Source organism: Micromonospora sp. CA-269861 (assembly GCF_050948505.1).
Classification (GTDB): Bacteria; Actinomycetota; Actinomycetes; order Mycobacteriales; family Micromonosporaceae; genus Micromonospora.
Genome location: NZ_CP192014.1, coordinates 1214334 through 1231278 on the forward strand (window position 1 = coordinate 1214334; position 16945 = coordinate 1231278).

The following is a 16945-nucleotide window of genomic DNA, read 5'->3' on the forward strand; positions in this document are numbered from 1 at the left end:
CCGCCACCGGAGGGGCGGTCAGTCGACCAGGGCGGCGTAGACGAGTTGGCGCAGTTGGGAGCGGAGCGGGTAGGTGCTCGACGGCATCAGCTGCGTGAACAGCAGCGCGGTGACCTCCTCGGCCGGGTCGACCCAGAACGCGGTGCTGGCCACCCCGCCCCAGTAGTACTCGCCGACGCTGCTCGGCACCCGGCTGGGGATCGGGTCGTCGACCACCGCGAAGCCGAGGCCGAAGCCGATCCCGTCCAGGGTTGTCTCGGCGAAGCCGCCGGTGGAGAGGGTGCCCAGGTCCTGACCGCCGGGCAGATGGTTGCGGGTCATGAACCGCACCGTGCGCGGCCCGAGCAGCCGGACGCCGTCCAACTCGCCGCCGCGCAGCAGTAACTGGGTGAAGCGGTGGTAGTCGGCGGCACTGGAGATCAGCCCGCCGCCGCCGGAGAGCAGCGCCGGCTTGCTGAGCGCCAGCGACCCGAGGCTGTCGTAGCGGACGGCCCGGCCGCTGCGCGGTTCGGGTACGTAGAGCGCGGCCAGCCGGTCGGCCTCGTCGCCCTCCACCCACCAGCGGGTGTCGGTCATGCCCAGCGGGCCGAAGATCCGGTCGACGAAGAACGTGTCGAGGCTCTGCCCGGAGATCACCTCGACGAGCCGGCCGAGCACGTCGGTGGCGACGGAGTAACCCCACGCCGAGCCGGGCTGGAACAGCAGCGGCAACTCGCCGAAGGCCGCGCAGGCACCGGCCAGGTCGACGTCCGCCGGGGGGTACAGGTCGTAGCCGGCGGCCCGGTAGAGCCCGTCGACCACCGAGGTCTGCATGAAGCCGTACGTCAGGCCGGCCGTGTGGGTGAGCAGGTGCCAGACCCGGATCGGCTCGACCGCCGGCACTGTGTACGGCTTGAGCGCCGACCCCTTGGAGTAGACCCGTAGATCGGCGAACTCGGGCAGCCAGCGGCTGATCTCGTCGGTCAGCTCGAACCGGCCCTCCTCCCACAGCATCATCGCCGCGACCGAGGTGACCGGCTTGGTCATCGAGTAGATCCGCCAGAGCGTGTCGGCCTCGACGGGCGCGCCCGACTCCCGGTCCCGCAGCCCGTACGTCGAGGAGTGCGCCACCTCGCCGCGACGGGTGACCACCACCTGCCAGCCGGCCAGTCGGCCGTCGTCGACGTACCGGCCGAAGTGCTCGTCGATCCGCGCCAGTCGCGCCGGGTCGAAACCGATCTGATCCGGGTCCTTGCTCCGAGCAACACTCACGTCGCCGAACCTACTCGGCGGTACGCCGACACCGGAAGGGGGCCGGCACCGTCCCGCCGGCGGTCGGCTGTCGGCGGCGCCCACTAGCCTGGCCGGATGCCCGAGTTGACCGAGGACGTGACCTTCCGCGACGAGGACTGGTACGGCGAGGAGCTGACCGACAGGCACTTCGTGGGTTGCGAGTTCTTCGGGGTGGACCTGACCGAGGCGGTGAGCAGAGGCGCGGTCTTCACCGGGTGCACATTCGGCAACGTGGCGTTCAACGCCTCCCGACATGTCGACTCCGCCTTCACCCGTTGCGTCTTTCGGCGCTGCAACTTCTTCGAGGCCGAGTTCACCGGCTGCAAGCTGGTCGGCAGCACCTTCAGCGAGTGCGATCTGCGTCCGTTGACGGTGGACGGCGGCGACTGGTCCTTCGCGGCGCTGCCCGGCGCCGATCTGCGTGGCGTTCGGCTGACCGGGGTGCGCATGCGCGAGGTGGACCTCACCAGAGCCAACCTCACCGGTGCTACCGTCACTGGTGTCGATCTTTCCGGCGCGCAGTTGGCAAACGTCCGGCTCGGTGGCGCCGACCTGCGGGGCAGCGATCTCACCGCGCTGGATCCGACGATCGTCGAACGGGCCGGTGCCATCATCGACGTCGAGCAGGCCGTGGTCATCGCGCAACTGCTCGGCTTCCGGATCGGCTGACGCGGAAGGTGCCTGTGGTCTGCTGAAGTGTCCGTGCGGGCGGGCCGGGTTGTCCGACACCGTCCCGTTGTGGGCTGGACACGTCCGGCAGTCCGGATCTAGCGTGTCGTCCACGCCCGTGTAAACGTGAAACGGCCCACAGTGGACTGTGTGGTCCGTGGTGGTCCATGACGGCCGGGCGGTGGAGTTGGAGGGGTCGGTGGCGGACGAAGACCGCACGCGGGCTGGTTCGAAGGCTGGCGACGCGCCGCCGAGGCACCGTCCGCGTGCCATTGCCGCCGGGGCGACCCGGAGCGTGTTGCGCCGCGCCCGACAGCGGCGACGCTGGGCGGTGGAGGGTGTCGCCGTACTCGTCTTCCTGGTGGTGTTGGTCTCGTACCTCAGCACCCGGGGCGGTCCCGAGCCGGAAGACGACCAGGCGGGTCCGGGCGGCGTGCCCGCCGGCGCGGCCCGTTCCCCGGGTCTCCCGGCCGCCGAGGGGCGCACCGGTGAGGCGGGGCCGGCGACGCCCGGCCTGCGTCCGCGCCAGCGCCCACCCTCGCCGGACCCGACGCCGTCGGCCAGCGCGCCCGCCCCGCCGCCGGCCAGGCCCGGTCCGCCTGCGCTGTCGGTGAGCCGGGGGGAGATGCCCGCCGCCGTCGACCTCACCGCCGTGGGCACCAGGGACTGGATGCACTGGGGGGAGCGTGGCGGCAGGTCGACGGTCCGCAAGCGCTCCGGCTCCGGCGAGATCATCGACGGGGGTGGCGCCGGCAGACGGGTCGGCTGGGACGGCAACCAGGAGTACGTGCGCTGGTCCGACGGCACCCCGGAGCGGTCGACGGACGGCAGCTCCAACGGCGTCTACACCTGCGGTGCCGGGAACGGGTTCAGCCTCGCCGTCGCCGGCAGCGGCGAGCCGCGCACGGTCCAGCTCTACGGCGGCATCTGGATGGCCCGGGGGCGACTGGAGGCGCGGCTGTCCACAGGTGGGCCAGCCAGCACCGTTCGGCTGGAAGACCCCTACACCAGTCAGAGTGCCCAGTTCACCATCCGCTTCACGTTGCCGAAGGGCGCCCGACTGCTGCTGACCTGGACCGTCGAGAAGGCCTTCACGTCGCACTGCGGCAACGTCGGCCTCCAGGCCGTGACGGTGCGCTGACTGACTGACCGATCGCTGCGCGGACCCGCGGCGGGACAGTTTGTCCGTCGCGGACCGTCGATTGCGTCGTAACTTTCTGCTGTCCCCATCCGACCATCCAGTGTGGAGGCAGCGGAGATGAGTAGCAGCACCGCCCACCGCGCCCGTCGTGCCGCTTCGTCCGGCACCGGTGAAGCGTCCGGGGAGGTTCTTCGCGACATCCCCCTACCGCCGTACGTGACGGGCGAGGACACCCAGTTCGCCGTACGGGCGGTGGTGGTGCACGCCCCCCGGCGGTGGTCCGGGGGTGTGGTCTGCCGCAACGATGCCAGCCCGCACCCGTGCCGCCTGCACCGCTGGGGCACACGGGTGCTGGCGCTGCGCGGGCTGCGGGCCGCTGAGATCGCCGCGCTCATCGAGCGTGGTGACCCGACGGCGGTGGTCCCCCCACCGGACCGTCCGGCCTGAGCGCTCGCCGGGCCGGGAGGCGCGTCGGCGCCTCCCGGCCGCCCCTCAGCAGGTGATCGGTTTGACCCAGGAGCATTCGACGCCCTCCGGGGTACGCGGTGTCTCCGGAACCGCCGGAGGTGCCACCCGTGCCGTCGACGCGCCACCCTCGCGGAAGCCGGCCAGCGCCACGGCGATCTGGTCCTCCAGCGACTTCACCGACGCCGTCAGGTAGTTGTTCAGCAGGATGGAGAACGCCAGCAGTCGACCGTCGGCGCTGGTGACGTAGCCGGAGAGCCCGGAGACACCGGTCAGGCTGCCGGTCTTGGCGTGCACGTTGCCCGCCGCCGGCGTGCCGGCCATCCGGCTGCGCAGGGTGCCGCCCACGAACCGCTCGGGCTGGCCGGCGATCGGCAGCGCCGCGTACCAGGTGGCGAACCACGGTTCGGCGCGGACGGCGCTCAGCAGGTCGACGAACTCCGCCGACGGGACCAGGTTGCGCCGGGACAAGCCCGAGCCGTCACGCTGACGCAGCCTCCCGGTGTCCATTCCGGTGTCGGCCACGTACTCGCTGATCGCGGTGAGTCCGGCCGTCCAGGTGCCCGAGCCGGAGAGCACCCGACCAATCTCCTTGGTCAACACCTCGGCGTGCCCGTTGTTCGACAGCTTGAGGAATGGCGTCATCAGCTCGCCCAGGCTCATCGAGTCGTGTCGCGCGACCGGGTGAGCCGCCTCCGGGGTGGGCTGGCCGAGCACGGTCCGGCCGAGCACCCGGACGCCGTGCCGGTGCAGCGCCGTCCGGAACACGTCCGCCGCGTAGCCGGTGGGTTCCCAGACGGTGACCCAGTCGCTGGCGGGCTCGTCGCCGACGGAGATCTGACCTGTCACCACGACGGTGTTGCCGCCATGCTCGCGCTCGATCGAGATGGAGGTCTCGCCGTCGCTGACGGTCTGGGCGCGGTTGTCGATGCGGACGTACCCGGTGGGTGGGGTGGTGGTGACCACCGGCGGGGCGCCGGCCCGGTTGCCCGGCGCGGCGTGCACGATCACGGTGCCCGCGTCGTAGTCGGTGTCCGGGGCGACGGTCAGCGCGGAGACCTGGGCGGCGTAGTAGTACGGCTCGTCGTCCCAGGTCCAGTCGGGGCCGAGTCGCGTGCGGTCGTAGCGGGTGTCGTCGGCTACCAGGTTTCCGGTGACCACCCGCACGCCGTCGGCGGCGACCTGCGCGGCGAGCGCGTCGTAGTCGGCGGCGAGCATGGTCGGGTCGCCACCGCCGTGCAGGTAGAGGTTGCCGGAGAGCAGGCCCGCGCGGCGCTTGCCGCTGGCGCTCACGTCGGTGCTGAAGCGGTGGCCCGGGCCGAGCAGCTCAAGGGCCGCTGTCGAGGTCAGCAGCTTGGTGTTGGAGGCCGGCACCAGCCGTCGGTCACCGTTGCGGTCGTAGAGCGTCTGTCCCGTGCTGGTGTCGACCACGACCACGGACGCCTGCGCGCCGCTCAGCCGGGTGTCGGCGAGGATCGTGTCGATGGTGGCGCGGAGCTGGGTTGTCGCGGGGGTGGGCGACTCGGCCGTGGCACCGGGCGCGCCGGCGGTGGCCGCGGTGGCGACCAGAGCGAGCAGCGCGAGGGCCCGGGGAAAGTGACGGCGATGCATCCGCTGATGCTGTCACGGAGATATTCGCCGGAGAAGGCCCTCAGGCGAAAGATATTGCCGTCTGGGCTACTTCGGCCCGCCCACCGACTTCTCGTGACCACCCCAGTAGTGCCGCTGCGCACCCATGACCATCGGTGCGACGAGCGCGGCGAGCGCCCCGCCGAGCAGTGGGAAGACGATGAACACCCAGAGCTGCCGCAGGGCCGCACCGCCCTCGAAGACCGCCGGGCCGAACGCGCGAGCCGGGTTGACCGCCGCGCCGGTCAGCGTCACGCCCACCAGTTGGGTGGCGGCGAGGGCCAACCCGATGGCCAGCCCGGCGGTGCCCGGGTTCTCGCTCCGACTGGTCACCACCAGCACGACCAGCACGAAGAGGAACGTCAGCACGACTTCCAGCACGGCTGCGCCACCCCGGTTGATGTGCGCGCCGTAGCCGTTCGTGCCCAGGGCCCCGGTCTGGTCCGCGACGTCACCCCATCGGGTGAGCGCCCAGAGTATGAAGCCCGCGACGGTCGCGCCGACGAACTGCGCGATCCAGTACGCCACCGCCCCGAGCACCGAGATTTTTCCGGAGAGCAGCACGCCGAGCGTCACCGCTGGGTTGACGTGGCTGCCGGAGAGTGGGCCGATCGTGTAGACGAGGGCCACCATGACGAACCCGAAGGCCAGCGCCACCACCACCACGCCGCCCTGGACCCGTGCGGCGACCGCGCTGCCCACACCGAAGAACACCAGCAGCAGGGTGCCGAGGAGTTCGGACGCGTACCGACGGAAGTCGCTCATTCACTCAGCGTAATTGCAGGTCAGGTGGTCGAAGCCGGAATCGCCGTCTGTGATCGGCGCGACGGTCGGAGGCGGGCACAGCGGCGACGTCCGTCGCGTTGCTTGAGGGGTGGACACCCACTCTGCGGACGTCGTTGTCATCGGCGCCGGGCAGGCCGGCCTGAGCGCCGGCTATCACCTGCACCGCACCGGGTTCGCGCCAGGCAGCGGCTTCGTCATCCTCGACGCCGACAACGGGCCCGGTGGCGCCTGGCAGCACCGCTGGCCGACGCTGGTCTTCGACCGGGTGCACGGCTTCCATGACCTGCCCGGGCTGCCGCTCCCGCCCGCCGAGCCACAACGCCCGGCGTCCGAGCAGGTCAGCGCCTACTTCGCCGCGTACGAGAGGGCCTTCGACCTGCCGGTGCGACGGCCGGTGCGGGTCCGGGCGGTGCGCTCCCGCCCGGACGGACGGCTGGATGTGCACACCGACCGCGGCACCTGGACCGCCCGGGCCCTGATCAACGCCACCGGCACCTGGACGCGACCGTTCTGGCCGCACTACCCGGGCCGGTCGACGTTCCGGGGACGGCAGTTGCACACCGCCGACTATCGGGGACCGGCCGAGTTCGCCGGCCTGCGCGTGGTGGTGGTCGGTGGCGGCACCTCGGCCGTACAGCTGCTCGGCGAGGTCTCCACAGTCGCGGCGGCCACCACCTGGGTGACCCGCCGACCGCCGACATTCAACGACGAGGAGTTCGGCCCGGAGCTGGGTCGCGCCGCCGTGGCCCGGGTGGACGAGGCGGTCCGGGCCGGCCGACCGCCGGGCAGCGTGGTCGGCGTGACCGGGCTGCCGGTCACCCCGGAGGTACGCCGACTGCGCGAGCGCGGCGTCCTCGACCGGCTACCCGTGTTCGACCGGATCACACCCGACGGGGTGGCCTGGACGGACGGGCGGTTCGTGCCGGCGGACGTGATTCTCTGGTGCACCGGCTTCCGGGCGGCCATCGATCATCTCGCCCCGTTGGGGCTGCGAGCGCCGGGCGGCGGTATCACGATGGACGGCACCCGGGTGGTCGCCGACGCGCGGGTTCACCTGGTCGGGTACGGCCCGTCGGCCAGCACGATCGGGGCCAACCGGGCTGGCCGCGCGGCGGTCAACGAGATTCGCGCCCGGCTGGCCCCGGCCGCCGTTCTCCACTGACCTGGCTCTATTTGACGGATGCTCCGCCAGCGGGCACGGTGGGTGTGACGGGGCCGTCAGCTGCCCTGATCCGATGCGACGGCGACGTCCGTTCGCACCTCTGTCGCCTCCCACGTGTGCTCGTACGCGGGCCGACTGTCCGGTCCGCGCGGTATCCGACCGCGAGCCGAGAATCCACGAGGAGTTCCATCAATGCTCACCATGACCGATAACGCCGTGCTCGTCATTCGTGACCTCGCCAACCAGCAGGACGTCGCCGAGGACGGCGGCGTGCGGATCGCCGCGGACACCGAGGCCGGCTCGCTGACCGTCGAGTTGGTGCCCGAGCCGGTGCAGGGCGATCGTGTGGTCGACAACCAGGGCGCCCGCATCTTCCTGGACGAGGACGCCGCCGAGTTGCTCGGTGACGCGTCGGTGGACGCCACCGTCGACGACGAGGGCATCATCCAGTTCGGCTTCACCGAGAAGCAGTAGACAGGGCCTCACCGCAGCGATCGCCCTCGCTGCGGTGGACCCTGCCCGGGATGCCACCTCGGCGCGCCGTCGCCGGCCGGGTGCAACAGCGTGGTGAGCACGTGGGCCAGGTGGTGCGAGGTGCTCCACGCCGCCCAGTTGGCGGTCGAGCCGGCGCCGGCGCCTCTGCGGGCCCGGCGCAGCAGCTCGTGGTCACCCCAGGAGAAGGCCGCCCCGGTGGCTGGCCAATGTGGTGCCGACACCAGCGTGCGACACAGGTCGGCGAACCGGTCGTCGCCCCGGCCGCCACGTCGCGCCCAGCGGTAGACCCACCAACTGCCGTCGTCGGTGTATCGCACGGTCGGCAAACGGTCGCCGGGGTCACCGGTGCCCGGCCCCGCCGGGTGGACGCCGTAGTCGCCGTAGTCGACCCCGGCGTCGGCAAGTCGTCGCCACAGCTGCCAGTCCCAACGGTCCAGCTGGACCGGCTCGTCGGTGGGCAACCGGGACAGCGTCGGTGGCATGCCGCCCGCCGCCACCGTCACCGACCGCCAGGCGTGTCGGCGCGCCCAGTCCAGCAGGTGGCGTACCCGGGGCTCGGCGGTCCGCACGTCCGCCGGGCAGCACACGTCCCCCGCGTCCACCAGCAGGTCGCACTCCTCCGGGGCGAGGTCGGTGAAGCGCCAGATCCGTTCCACGGCGGTGGTGCTCGCGTCCGGTCCGGCCCGGTCCTGGCCGGCCCGTAGCCGAACGAGCGCGCGCCTGCCGTACGCCCGGGCCGCCGCGCCGTGCGCCACCAGCCGGTGGTCGCTCTCCGCGAGCCCGATGACCGGCACCACTGGTACGCCCCAGCGGGTCAGCTCCGCCTCGGGGATGTCGGGCAGCGCGCCGACGTCGACGGCGGGCACCAGCCCGGACGGCAGCCGACGAATCGTGTCCATCGTGGACCTGTCGATCGTGCCGATCTCCAGGACCGGGGCGACGAGTGCGGCGTGGGCGGGATCGAGGTGGCTCAGGGCCTCAAGCTCGCCCCGTCGGTTGGCGAGGATGGGGCGGTAGACCGGTGCGGCCGCCCGGCCCCCGTGGGCGGGCACCATACTTCAATCTAGCCAGGCATGCGCATATGCCACAGGGATGTGAGTCGGAATTCGGCTGCCCGGCTGTCGGTTCGGCGACTACCATCCCCCGGATGCCCACACCGGTTCACCGTTACCGATCCGACGACGAGGACAGCGCACGGTGGACCGGTTTCCCGTTCCGCGACGGCGACATCGTGATCAGCACCAGGTCCAAGAGCGGCACCACCTGGATGCAGATGATCTGCGCGCTCCTGGTGCTGGGCACCCCGGAGCTGCCGGCGCCGCTGACCGTGCTGTCGCCGTGGCTGGACTGGCTGGTCGAGCCACGGGACACGGTGTACGACCGGCTGGCCGCCCAGCCGCACCGGCGGTTCATCAAGACGCACACCCCGCTGGACGGGGTGCCGCTCGACCCTCGGGTGCACTACGTGGTGGTGGCCCGGCACCCGCTGGACATGGCGGTCTCCCTCTACCACCAGGCCGCCAACCTGGACCGGTCGCGCTTCGCCGAGCTGACCGGTCAGCCCGCCCCGGTCGGCCCGCCCCCAGAACGGCCTCCGGTGCGGGAGTGGTTGCGGAGCTGGGTCGACCGGGAGGTGGACCCCCGCGTCGAGCTGGATTCGCTGCCCGGGGTGCTGATGCACCTGTCTGACGCGTGGGCCCGCCGGCAGGAGCCGAACGTCGAGCTGGTGCACTACGACGACCTGCTGGCCGATCTGGGCGGTGAGATGCGCCGGCTCGCCGACCGGTGGGGGCTCCCCGCACCGGGGCCGGAGCTGATCGAGGCGGCCACCTTCGGTCGCATGCGGGAGCACGCCGACCGGCTCGCACCGGACACGCTCGGCGTGCTGCGTGACCGCCAGGCGTTCTTCCGCCGGGGAGGCTCAGGTCAGGGCCGCGACCTGCTGAATGAGCCCGGTCTTGCCCGCTACGAGGCGAGGGCGGCGAACCTGGCGCCGCCCGACCTGCTCACCTGGCTGCACCGCTAGTCGAGCGACCGCTGGCGCACGCAGAGCGCGCGGCGCCGCTCGACAGTGTCGGAACGTCGCCGCGCTCTGGCCGTCTCCCACCATCGCAGCCGTTCGGCGGTACGCCGGCGGGGACCTGGCTCGACCGGCCGTTTGCGCCGGTCGAGTGGGATGATCCCCGTCGGGTTCCGTTCCAAACCCCTTGACCGTGGGAAATTCCACCATCCGCGAGTCTCGGCGTGGCGCGCCGCCGGACGGGGTATGAGCGTGGACATGGAGCATTTCACTATCGCGACTGTCGCGGAGAAGAGCCCGGATTTCCGGCGGGTGCTGTGGACCGGTGAGCACACCCAGCTGGTCATCATGACCATCCCCGCCGATGGGGAGATCGGCGAGGAGGTGCACGAGGACACCGACCAGATCCTGACCTTCGTGAGCGGCGTCGGCGAGGCACGGGTCGGCGGCAACACGAGGAAGGTCGTCGCGGGCGACCTGGTCGTGGTGCCGGCGGGCATCAAGCACAACTTCGTCAACACCGGCCCCAACCCGCTCGTGCTGTACACGGTCTACGGGCCGCCGGAGCACGCCGACAAGGCCGTACACAAGACCAAGAAGCAGGCCGACGCGGCCGAGGCGGCAGGCAAGGACGAGCCACCGTCCGCGTGATCCGTCCTGCCTGATCCGGGCCGATGCGGGTACCCCCGGCGGATGGAGCAGCAGCCGCCGATCTCCGACTACGGGTTCCTCTCGGACTCTCGTTCGGGTGCGCTGGTCGGCAAGGACGGCTCGATCGACTGGTGGTGCCCGCACCGGTTCGACGGGTCGGCCGTCTTCGCACGGCTGCTTGACCCGGGAGCGGGGCACTTCCGGGTGGCACCGGTCGGGGTCGGCGGCCCGGATCACCGGGTCGAGCGCGCGTACCTGCCGGACTCGTTGGTGCTGCGGACGGTGCACCACACTCCGCACGGCAGCGTGGCGGTCATCGACGCTCTCGCCGCCGAGGTCGGCGCCCGCGCCCACGAGCTGGGCAAGAACTCGCCAGCCGTGCTGATCCGTGTGGTCAAGGGGCTGTCCGGGCGGGTGCGGATGGCGCTGGACTTCGCGCCACGCCCGGAGTACGGCCTGCTCACGCCGTACCTGCACGAGCGGCCGGACGGCGGGGTGGTGGCCAGTGCCGGCCCGGTGGTGCTGGTGTTGCGCGCGGGGGGTCTGCACCTGCGGCCGGGTACCGACCGGGTGACCCACGAGTTCGAGGTCTCCGCCGGTCAGGTGATCGGGATGGACCTCGCCTTCGGCGAGGCGTACGGCGACCCGCCGGCCCGGGTGGACCCGCTGACCACCCTCGCCGAGACGACAGAGGCGTGGCAGGCGTTCCGGGAGACGCACGGGTACTCCGGCCGTTATCCGGAACTCGTCAAACAAAGCTCGACGGTCCTGACCGGCCTCACGTACGCCCGCAGTGGTGCCGTCGCCGCCGCGCTGACCTCCTCGCTGCCGGAGCAGATCGGCGGCGACCGGAACTACGACTACCGCTACTCCTGGCTGCGGGACTTCTCCCTGACGATGCGGGCGCTCTGGGTGGCGGCCTGTCCCGACGAGACGTCCCGGCTGTTCGCCTGGGCGACCCGCTCGATCGGCCGGTTCGGCGATGAGCCCGTGCCGGTGCTCTTCGGGCTGGAGGGCGAGCGCGACATCTCCGAGCACCACTGCGACCACCTGCGCGGCTACCGCGGCAGCCGGCCGGTGCGGGTCGGCAACGACGCCTGGCGGCAGCGGCAGCTCGACGTGCCGGGTGAGGTGATGTCGGCGGTGTGGCGGCTGCGCGACTACCTCGGCGCGAGGTTCGAGGACGAGCTGCGGGAGATGGTGCTCGGGTTGACCGAGCAGGTGGCCGCGACGTGGCACCTGCCGGACCGGGGCATCTGGGAGACCCGCGACGAGGAGCGCCACTACGTCTCGTCCAAGGTGTCCTGCTGGCTGACGATGGACCGGGCGGTGGGGCTCGCCGACCGGCTCGGTGACCGGGCCGACCCCCGTCGCTGGGCGCGGGTGCGCGACGAGATCCGCGAAGCCGTGCTGCGCGAGGGCTGGAACGACCGGATCGGGGCGTTCACCGGCGCGTTCGGGTCGGCGGAGTTGGACGCCTCGGTGCTCGCCCTGCCGGTCACCCACTTTCTGCCGGCCACCGATCCGCGGATGCGCTCGACGATCGCGATGGTCGAGCGCGAACTGGGCACCGAGGACGGGCTGCTGCGGCGGTGGACGACCGATCCGGCCGGATTCCTGCTGTGCTCGTTCTGGCTGGTGGAGTGCCTGGTGATGACGGGTGAGCAGCAGCGGGCCGAGGCCCTCTTCGAGCGGGTCGTCGGGCACTCCAACGACGTGGGGCTGTTCAGCGAGCAGATCGACTTGTCCACCGGGATGCAGCTCGGCAACATGCCGCAGGCGCTCTCGCACATCGGCCTGATCAACGCGGCGTGGCGGATCACCGCACCGGACAGCTACTGATCGGCCGGCGTGCCTTCCCGGCCGGAATCCTGCAACAGACCTGCAAGCGCCAGGCATTGACGCTGATGCTTGGGCGGTCCTAGCCTCGAAGGAGCGGGAAAGCCCTTTCCCCAGGTCTTTGATCCCGCTTCACCCCGCTTCGGAGCCGGGCGTCCGGCGGGGCGCACACCGATCCCGTTCAGTGCTGCACGCCGTGCCGACACGTCTCGGTGCGGCCGCCGAGGGATCACCACCACATGCGTCAAGGAGGACACCTGTGCAGAAAAGACGACTCTCCGGCCGCCGACCACTCCTGTTGGCGGTGGGTGCCGGTGTGACAGTGGCGGCCCTCGCCGCCGGCATGACCTCGGCCCTCGCGGCCACCGTCTTCAGCGACGACTTCACCGACGGCGACACCTCCGGCTGGTCCAAGTCCGGCGGCACCTGGACCGTGGACGGCTCGGGGGTGCTCAACCAGTCCAACGCCGGCAGCGAGCTGGCCCGGCAGTTCGCGGGCCAGACCAGTTGGACCAACTACTCGGTGCAGGCCCGGGTCAGGCCGGCGAGCTTCGGCTCGTCCAGCGCCCTGGTCGGGCTTGCCGCCCGGTCCACCAGCAGCACCAAGATGTACCGGCTGGCCCTGCTCGGCTCCGGCCGGGCCGAGCTCCAGGCGGTCAACGGCAGCTCCGTCACCGCGATCGGTTCCGCCTCGCTGGGCATCGGCACCGGCACCTGGTACACCCTGCGCATCGAGACCAGTGGCAGCACCATCCGCGGCTTCGTCAACGGCACCCAGATCGCGTCCGGCAGCAACAGCCTGGCCGGCGCGGGCCGGATCGGCCTGGTCACCGCGTACGCCAGCGGTGGCTTCGACGACGTGGTGGTCGACTCGTCCGGTGGCGGCACCCCGACCACCCCGCCGCCGACCACCACTCCACCGCCGACCACCACCCCGCCGCCGACCACCACACCTCCGGCGGCTGGCTGGCCGACGCCCACCAGCAGCCAGAAGGTGGACGCGACGATAGCGGTCTCCGGCACGTTCGACGGTGGGCTCAAGCGCTACTACGGCATCGGTGACGGCGGGCAGAGCGAGAGCCAGGACCCGATGTTCGAGCTGGCCGCCGGCGCCACCCTGCGCAACGTGATCATCGGTGCCCCGGCCGGCGACGGCGTGCACTGCGAGGGCAACTGCACCCTGATCAACGTCTGGTGGGAGGACGTCGGTGAGGACGCGGCGACCTTCCGCGGCGGCACCACGTACACAGTCGACGGCGGCGGGGCCCGCTCCGCCAGCGACAAGGTCTTCCAGCACAACGGCTCGGGCACCGTCTACATCAAGAACTTCCGGGTGGAGAACGCCGGGAAGCTCTACCGGGCCTGCGGCAACTGCTCCACGTCGTACCAGCGGCACGTGGTGATCGACAACGTGACGGTCCGGAACACCGACGCGATCGCCGGCATCAACACCAACTGGGGCGACACCGCCCGGTTCAGCCGGATCACCATCGTCGGCGACCCGGACCGGGAGACCTCGATCTGCGTGAAGTACAAGGGCGTCCCGAAGGGCAGCGAGCCGACCGAGATCGGCGAGGGCGCCGACGGCGTCAACTGCCTCTACTCGCCCTCGGACATCACCTACCAGTAGACGGGCAGGGCGGCACCCCGCGTACCTACCGGTCCGCGGGGTGCCGCCACCTCACACCATCACTGGTACGCCGGACACGTCGACAGTGTCCGGATACTTCAGCCCGGCGCCGGTGTTGAGCACCACCACCCGTTCGCCGGCCCGGATCCACCCGCCAGCACGCAGTTGCCGTGCCGCCGTGAGGCAGGCCGCCCCCTCCGGGCAGAGCAGCAGCCCCTCCCGGGCGGCGAAGTCCCGCAGGTCGGCCAGGATGTCCGCGTCGTCGACGGCGACGGCCGTGCCGGAGGACTCCCGCAGCGCCGCCAGGATCAGCTCGTCGCCCAACGGGGCCGGAACGGTGATGCCGAACGCCACAGTGTGCGCGTCCGCCCACGGCTGCGCCCGATCCTCACCGGCGGCGAACGCCCGCACGATCGGCGCGCAGCCGGTGGACTGCACCGCCACCAGCCGGGGCAGCTTGTCGCCGATCCAGCCCAGCTCGCGCATCTCGTGCAGCGCCTTGTGGATGCCGATCAGGCCGACGCCGCCGCCGGTCGGATAGATGATCACGTCGGGCGTCTGCCAGCCGAGCTGCTCGACGATTTCGTACCCCATCGTCTTCTTGCCCTCCAGCCGGTAGGGCTCGCGCAGCGTGCCGGCGTCGAAGATCGCGCCGTTCGACTCCGCGATCAGCTCGGCCACCCGCCGGCCGGCGTCGCCGATCAGCCCGTCGATCAGCCGCAGGTCGGCGCCGGCCGCGACGCACTCGCGCCGGCAGATGCTCGGCGCCTCCAACGGCATGACGATTGTCGCGCCCATGCCGGCCCGCGCGGCGTACGTGGCCCAGGCCGACCCGGCGTTGCCGTTGGTGGGCATCGCGATCCGCTCGACACCCAGCTCACGGGCCCGGCTCACCCCGACCGCCGCGCCCCGGGCCTTGAACGAGCCGGTCGGGATCAGCCCCTCGTCCTTGATCATCAGGTCCGCGATGCCGATCTCGGTGCCGTACGCCGGGGCGCGCAGCAGCGGCGTCCAGCCCTCGCCCAGCGTGGTGACGTGCCGAGGGTCGGCGACCGGCAGCAGCTCCCGGTAGCGCCACAGGTCGGCCGGTCGTAGCGGAAAGCGTTCCGGGGTGACCGCCTTCGCCACGGCCGGCAGGTCGTAGCGGGCCAGCAGTGGCGATCCGCACTCGCAGAGGTTCTGCAACTGGTCGGCGGCGTACTCCTTGCCGCAGCGCGGGCAGTCCAGGTGGGTCAGGTACACGTCGCTCCTCGCCGTCAGACAGCGTCGATGCTCAGCCAGTGCCGACTGCGCCGCCCCGGCTCGTAGACCGAGTCCAGTCGCTTGGCGACCACGCCCGGCAGGCCTTGTTCCTGCCCGGCACGCAGGGCCTCGTCGCCCGCGCCCGGGAACCACGGCGGAGTCTGCCAGTGCGTACCGGCCAAGACCAGTCCATCGAGCAGCTCCCGGCGTTGCGCGTACGGCACGTCGCCGCTGTTCACGCCCTCCAACCAGAGCAGGTCGACGATCAGGTACTGGGCGCCGGCGGGGACCCGGCTGCCGGTGGCCGGCCGGACCGGGCGGACCCGCCCGGCACCGTCGATGCGGACCAGCACACCGTCGAGCACCGCCTCGGTGGGCGCGAGCGCCTCGGCCATCGCGCGCAGCCACGGGTACCCGCCGGTGATCTCCTCGTCGGTCTCGGAGAGCAGCCGCAGCCGCCCGCCGGAGACGTACGCCACCGCCCGGACGCCGTCCCAGCGCAGCTCGTACCCCCAGGCGGCACGGTCGCGGGGGAGCCCGGCGGCGGGCGTGGCGCGCATCGGTCGGACCAGATCCGGCATCGGTGTCCAGCCCGGCGGCGCGGGGTCGGTGCGGCGGACCATCCAGTCGCGCCCGCCGGTGGCGAAGAGCGCGTAGCGGCCGGCGGTCCGCTCACCGGAGAGCGTCACGATCACCTCGTCGTCGCGCCACTTCTCGCAGTGGTAGGTGCCCCGGTCGTGGATCAGCATCCGGCCGCCGCCGTACTCGCCGGCGGGGATCTCGCCGGCGAAGTCGAGATACTCCATCGGGTGGTCCTCGGTGTGGACGGCGAGGTGGTTGCGACCCGGATCGCGGGGCAGCCCGCGTGGCACCGCCCAGGACGCGAGCACCCCCTCGTGCTCCAGGCGCAGGTCCCAGTGCAGGCTGCGGGCGTGGTGCTGCTGAATGACGAAGCGGGAGGCGTCGGGGCCGGCCGCGGCAGGGCCCTCGGCCGGCACCGGCTCCGGCGTGCGGGCCGCGTCCCGCCGTCGCCGGTACTCCTCCAGCCGGTCGGTCACACCCGCATTCTCCGGCAAACCGGACCAGTGCGCTGGACGCCGGAGTGTCCGGTTCGCTCGGCGGGCGGGGGCGCGGCGGGGTAGAACGGACCTCATGGACCTCACCGACCAGCCCACCGCCCTGCTCCCCGGTGACGTGCGGATGCCCCTGCTCGGCTTCGGCACCTGGCAGGCCACCGGCCAGGCCGGTTACGACGCCGTGCTGGCCGCGCTCGACACCGGCTACCGGCACCTCGACACCGCCACCGTGTACGGCAACGAGCGGGAGGTCGGCCGAGCGGTGCAGGAGAGTGGGCTGCGCCGCGAGGACGTCTTCATCACCACCAAGCTCCCGCCGAACCGGGTGGGCCAGGAGCGCGCGACGTTGGAGGCCAGCCTGGAGGCGCTCGGTGTCGATCACCTGGACCTCTGGTTGATCCACTGGCCGCCGTCGTCGCCGACGGACAGCATCCCGCTGTGGCGCGAGCTGCTGGCCGCGCGCGACGAGAACCTGACCCGGGCGATCGGCGTCAGCAACTACAGCACGGGGCAGATCGACGAGTTGATCCAGTCGACCGAGGAGAACCCGGCGGTCAACCAGATCGAGTGGAGTCCGGCGTTGTACGACAGGCAGCGGCACGCCGAGCACCGGGACCGGGGCGTGGTGCTGGAGGGGTACAGCCCGTTCAAGACCAGTGACCTCAGCGACCCGGTGCTGACCAGGATCGCTGCGGCGCACGACGTCTCCCCGGCGCAGGTGGTGCTGCGCTGGCACATCGACCACGAGATCGTGGCGATCCCGAAGTCGGTGACGCCGGAGCGGATCACCGCCAACTTCGACGTCTTCCACTTCTCGCTGACCGCGGAGGAGATGCGCGACATCGACGCGCTCGGCGACGCCTGATAC

General features: G+C 71.8%; 16 protein-coding genes. 10 read left to right on the forward strand and 6 right to left on the reverse strand.

Features of this window, described 5'->3' with window-relative positions:
- Positions 1-18 precede the first annotated feature (18 nt).
- Positions 19-1251 (reverse strand): serine hydrolase domain-containing protein, encoded by a 1233-nt coding sequence (locus ACQP0U_RS05575; RefSeq protein WP_433316351.1) that lies wholly within the window; start codon positions 1249-1251, stop codon positions 19-21.
- A 96-nt stretch (positions 1252-1347) separates the two neighbouring features.
- Between ACQP0U_RS05575 and ACQP0U_RS05580 the strand changes: the two genes are divergently transcribed.
- The 3 genes from ACQP0U_RS05580 to ACQP0U_RS05590 all read left to right on the forward strand — a co-directional run bounded on the left by ACQP0U_RS05580 (position 1348) and on the right by ACQP0U_RS05590 (position 3529).
- A complete protein-coding gene (locus ACQP0U_RS05580; protein WP_433316353.1) occupies positions 1348-1941 on the forward strand; it encodes a pentapeptide repeat-containing protein in 594 nt (197 codons plus the stop codon).
- 157 nt (positions 1942-2098) lie between these two features.
- Entirely contained in the window at positions 2099-3082 is a 984-nt protein-coding gene (locus tag ACQP0U_RS05585; RefSeq protein ID WP_433316355.1) for a hypothetical protein, read from the forward strand.
- A gap of 117 nt (positions 3083-3199) precedes the next feature.
- On the forward strand, positions 3200-3529 hold the full coding sequence (locus ACQP0U_RS05590) for a hypothetical protein (protein ID WP_433316357.1): 330 nt from the start codon (positions 3200-3202) through the stop codon (positions 3527-3529).
- Between the two features lie 45 nt (positions 3530-3574).
- Here the strand turns inward: ACQP0U_RS05590 and dacB are convergent, their stop codons facing one another.
- Both dacB and ACQP0U_RS05600 read right to left on the reverse strand, forming a co-directional pair.
- Positions 3575-5158, reverse strand: a complete 1584-nt coding sequence (dacB, locus tag ACQP0U_RS05595) for a D-alanyl-D-alanine carboxypeptidase/D-alanyl-D-alanine endopeptidase (RefSeq protein ID WP_433316360.1) — start codon at positions 5156-5158, stop codon at positions 3575-3577.
- Positions 5159-5224: 66 nt separating this feature from the next.
- Positions 5225-5941 carry an MIP/aquaporin family protein gene (locus ACQP0U_RS05600; RefSeq protein WP_433316362.1) on the reverse strand — a complete coding sequence of 239 codons (717 nt, stop codon included), beginning with the start codon at positions 5939-5941 and terminating at the stop codon, positions 5225-5227.
- A gap of 109 nt (positions 5942-6050) precedes the next feature.
- Between ACQP0U_RS05600 and ACQP0U_RS05605 the strand changes: the two genes are divergently transcribed.
- Together ACQP0U_RS05605 and ACQP0U_RS05610 are read left to right on the forward strand one after the other, a co-directional pair.
- Entirely contained in the window at positions 6051-7124 is a 1074-nt protein-coding gene (locus ACQP0U_RS05605; protein ID WP_433316364.1) for an NAD(P)-binding domain-containing protein, read from the forward strand.
- 192 nt (positions 7125-7316) lie between these two features.
- Positions 7317-7598 carry an adhesin gene (locus ACQP0U_RS05610; protein WP_387167547.1) on the forward strand — a complete coding sequence of 94 codons (282 nt, stop codon included), beginning with the start codon at positions 7317-7319 and terminating at the stop codon, positions 7596-7598.
- Between the two features lie 8 nt (positions 7599-7606).
- Here ACQP0U_RS05610 and ACQP0U_RS05615 read toward each other — a convergent pair whose 3' ends face one another.
- Positions 7607-8674, reverse strand: coding sequence for a beta family protein (locus ACQP0U_RS05615; protein WP_433316365.1), 1068 nt, complete (start codon positions 8672-8674; stop codon positions 7607-7609).
- Between the two features lie 92 nt (positions 8675-8766).
- Here ACQP0U_RS05615 and ACQP0U_RS05620 point away from each other — a divergent pair, with 92 nt between their 5' ends.
- The 4 genes from ACQP0U_RS05620 to ACQP0U_RS05635 all read left to right on the forward strand — a co-directional run bounded on the left by ACQP0U_RS05620 (position 8767) and on the right by ACQP0U_RS05635 (position 13759).
- Positions 8767-9645 (forward strand): sulfotransferase domain-containing protein, encoded by an 879-nt coding sequence (locus ACQP0U_RS05620; RefSeq protein ID WP_433316367.1) that lies wholly within the window; start codon positions 8767-8769, stop codon positions 9643-9645.
- A 252-nt stretch (positions 9646-9897) separates the two neighbouring features.
- Positions 9898-10290, forward strand: a complete 393-nt coding sequence (locus ACQP0U_RS05625) for a cupin domain-containing protein (protein ID WP_433316369.1) — start codon at positions 9898-9900, stop codon at positions 10288-10290.
- A gap of 42 nt (positions 10291-10332) precedes the next feature.
- Positions 10333-12132 carry a glycoside hydrolase family 15 protein gene (locus tag ACQP0U_RS05630; protein ID WP_433316370.1) on the forward strand — a complete coding sequence of 600 codons (1800 nt, stop codon included), beginning with the start codon at positions 10333-10335 and terminating at the stop codon, positions 12130-12132.
- A gap of 256 nt (positions 12133-12388) precedes the next feature.
- On the forward strand, positions 12389-13759 hold the full coding sequence (locus tag ACQP0U_RS05635) for a pectate lyase (protein ID WP_433316372.1): 1371 nt from the start codon (positions 12389-12391) through the stop codon (positions 13757-13759).
- A 51-nt stretch (positions 13760-13810) separates the two neighbouring features.
- Here the strand turns inward: ACQP0U_RS05635 and ACQP0U_RS05640 are convergent, their stop codons facing one another.
- Both ACQP0U_RS05640 and ACQP0U_RS05645 read right to left on the reverse strand, forming a co-directional pair.
- Positions 13811-15001: a threonine synthase gene (locus ACQP0U_RS05640; RefSeq protein ID WP_433316374.1), complete on the reverse strand. Its 1191-nt coding sequence runs from the start codon at positions 14999-15001 to the stop codon at positions 13811-13813.
- Positions 15002-15015: 14 nt separating this feature from the next.
- Positions 15016-16059, reverse strand: a complete 1044-nt coding sequence (locus ACQP0U_RS05645; protein WP_433316376.1) for a DNA polymerase ligase N-terminal domain-containing protein — start codon at positions 16057-16059, stop codon at positions 15016-15018.
- Positions 16060-16153: 94 nt separating this feature from the next.
- Here ACQP0U_RS05645 and ACQP0U_RS05650 point away from each other — a divergent pair, with 94 nt between their 5' ends.
- Complete coding sequence (locus tag ACQP0U_RS05650; RefSeq protein ID WP_433316378.1) at positions 16154-16942, forward strand: aldo/keto reductase; 789 nt, start codon at positions 16154-16156, stop codon at positions 16940-16942.
- Positions 16943-16945: the final 3 nt, after the last annotated feature.

Bases quoted from the DNA above. Each gene is read 5' to 3' on its own strand.
- ACQP0U_RS05610 (WP_387167547.1), top strand. From the start codon at position 7,317: ATGCTCACCATGACCGATAACGCCGTGCTCGTCATTCGTGACCTCGCC.
- ACQP0U_RS05590 (WP_433316357.1), top strand. From the start codon at position 3,200: ATGAGTAGCAGCACCGCCCACCGCGCCCGTCGTGCCGCTTCGTCCGGC.
- ACQP0U_RS05600 (WP_433316362.1), bottom strand. From the start codon at position 5,941: ATGAGCGACTTCCGTCGGTACGCGTCCGAACTCCTCGGCACCCTGCTG.
- ACQP0U_RS05615 (WP_433316365.1), bottom strand. From the start codon at position 8,674: ATGGTGCCCGCCCACGGGGGCCGGGCGGCCGCACCGGTCTACCGCCCC.
- ACQP0U_RS05620 (WP_433316367.1), top strand. From the start codon at position 8,767: ATGCCCACACCGGTTCACCGTTACCGATCCGACGACGAGGACAGCGCA.
- ACQP0U_RS05630 (WP_433316370.1), top strand. From the start codon at position 10,333: ATGGAGCAGCAGCCGCCGATCTCCGACTACGGGTTCCTCTCGGACTCT.
- ACQP0U_RS05650 (WP_433316378.1), top strand. From the start codon at position 16,154: ATGGACCTCACCGACCAGCCCACCGCCCTGCTCCCCGGTGACGTGCGG.
- ACQP0U_RS05580 (WP_433316353.1), top strand. From the start codon at position 1,348: ATGCCCGAGTTGACCGAGGACGTGACCTTCCGCGACGAGGACTGGTAC.
- dacB (WP_433316360.1), bottom strand. From the start codon at position 5,158: ATGCATCGCCGTCACTTTCCCCGGGCCCTCGCGCTGCTCGCTCTGGTC.
- ACQP0U_RS05625 (WP_433316369.1), top strand. From the start codon at position 9,898: ATGGAGCATTTCACTATCGCGACTGTCGCGGAGAAGAGCCCGGATTTC.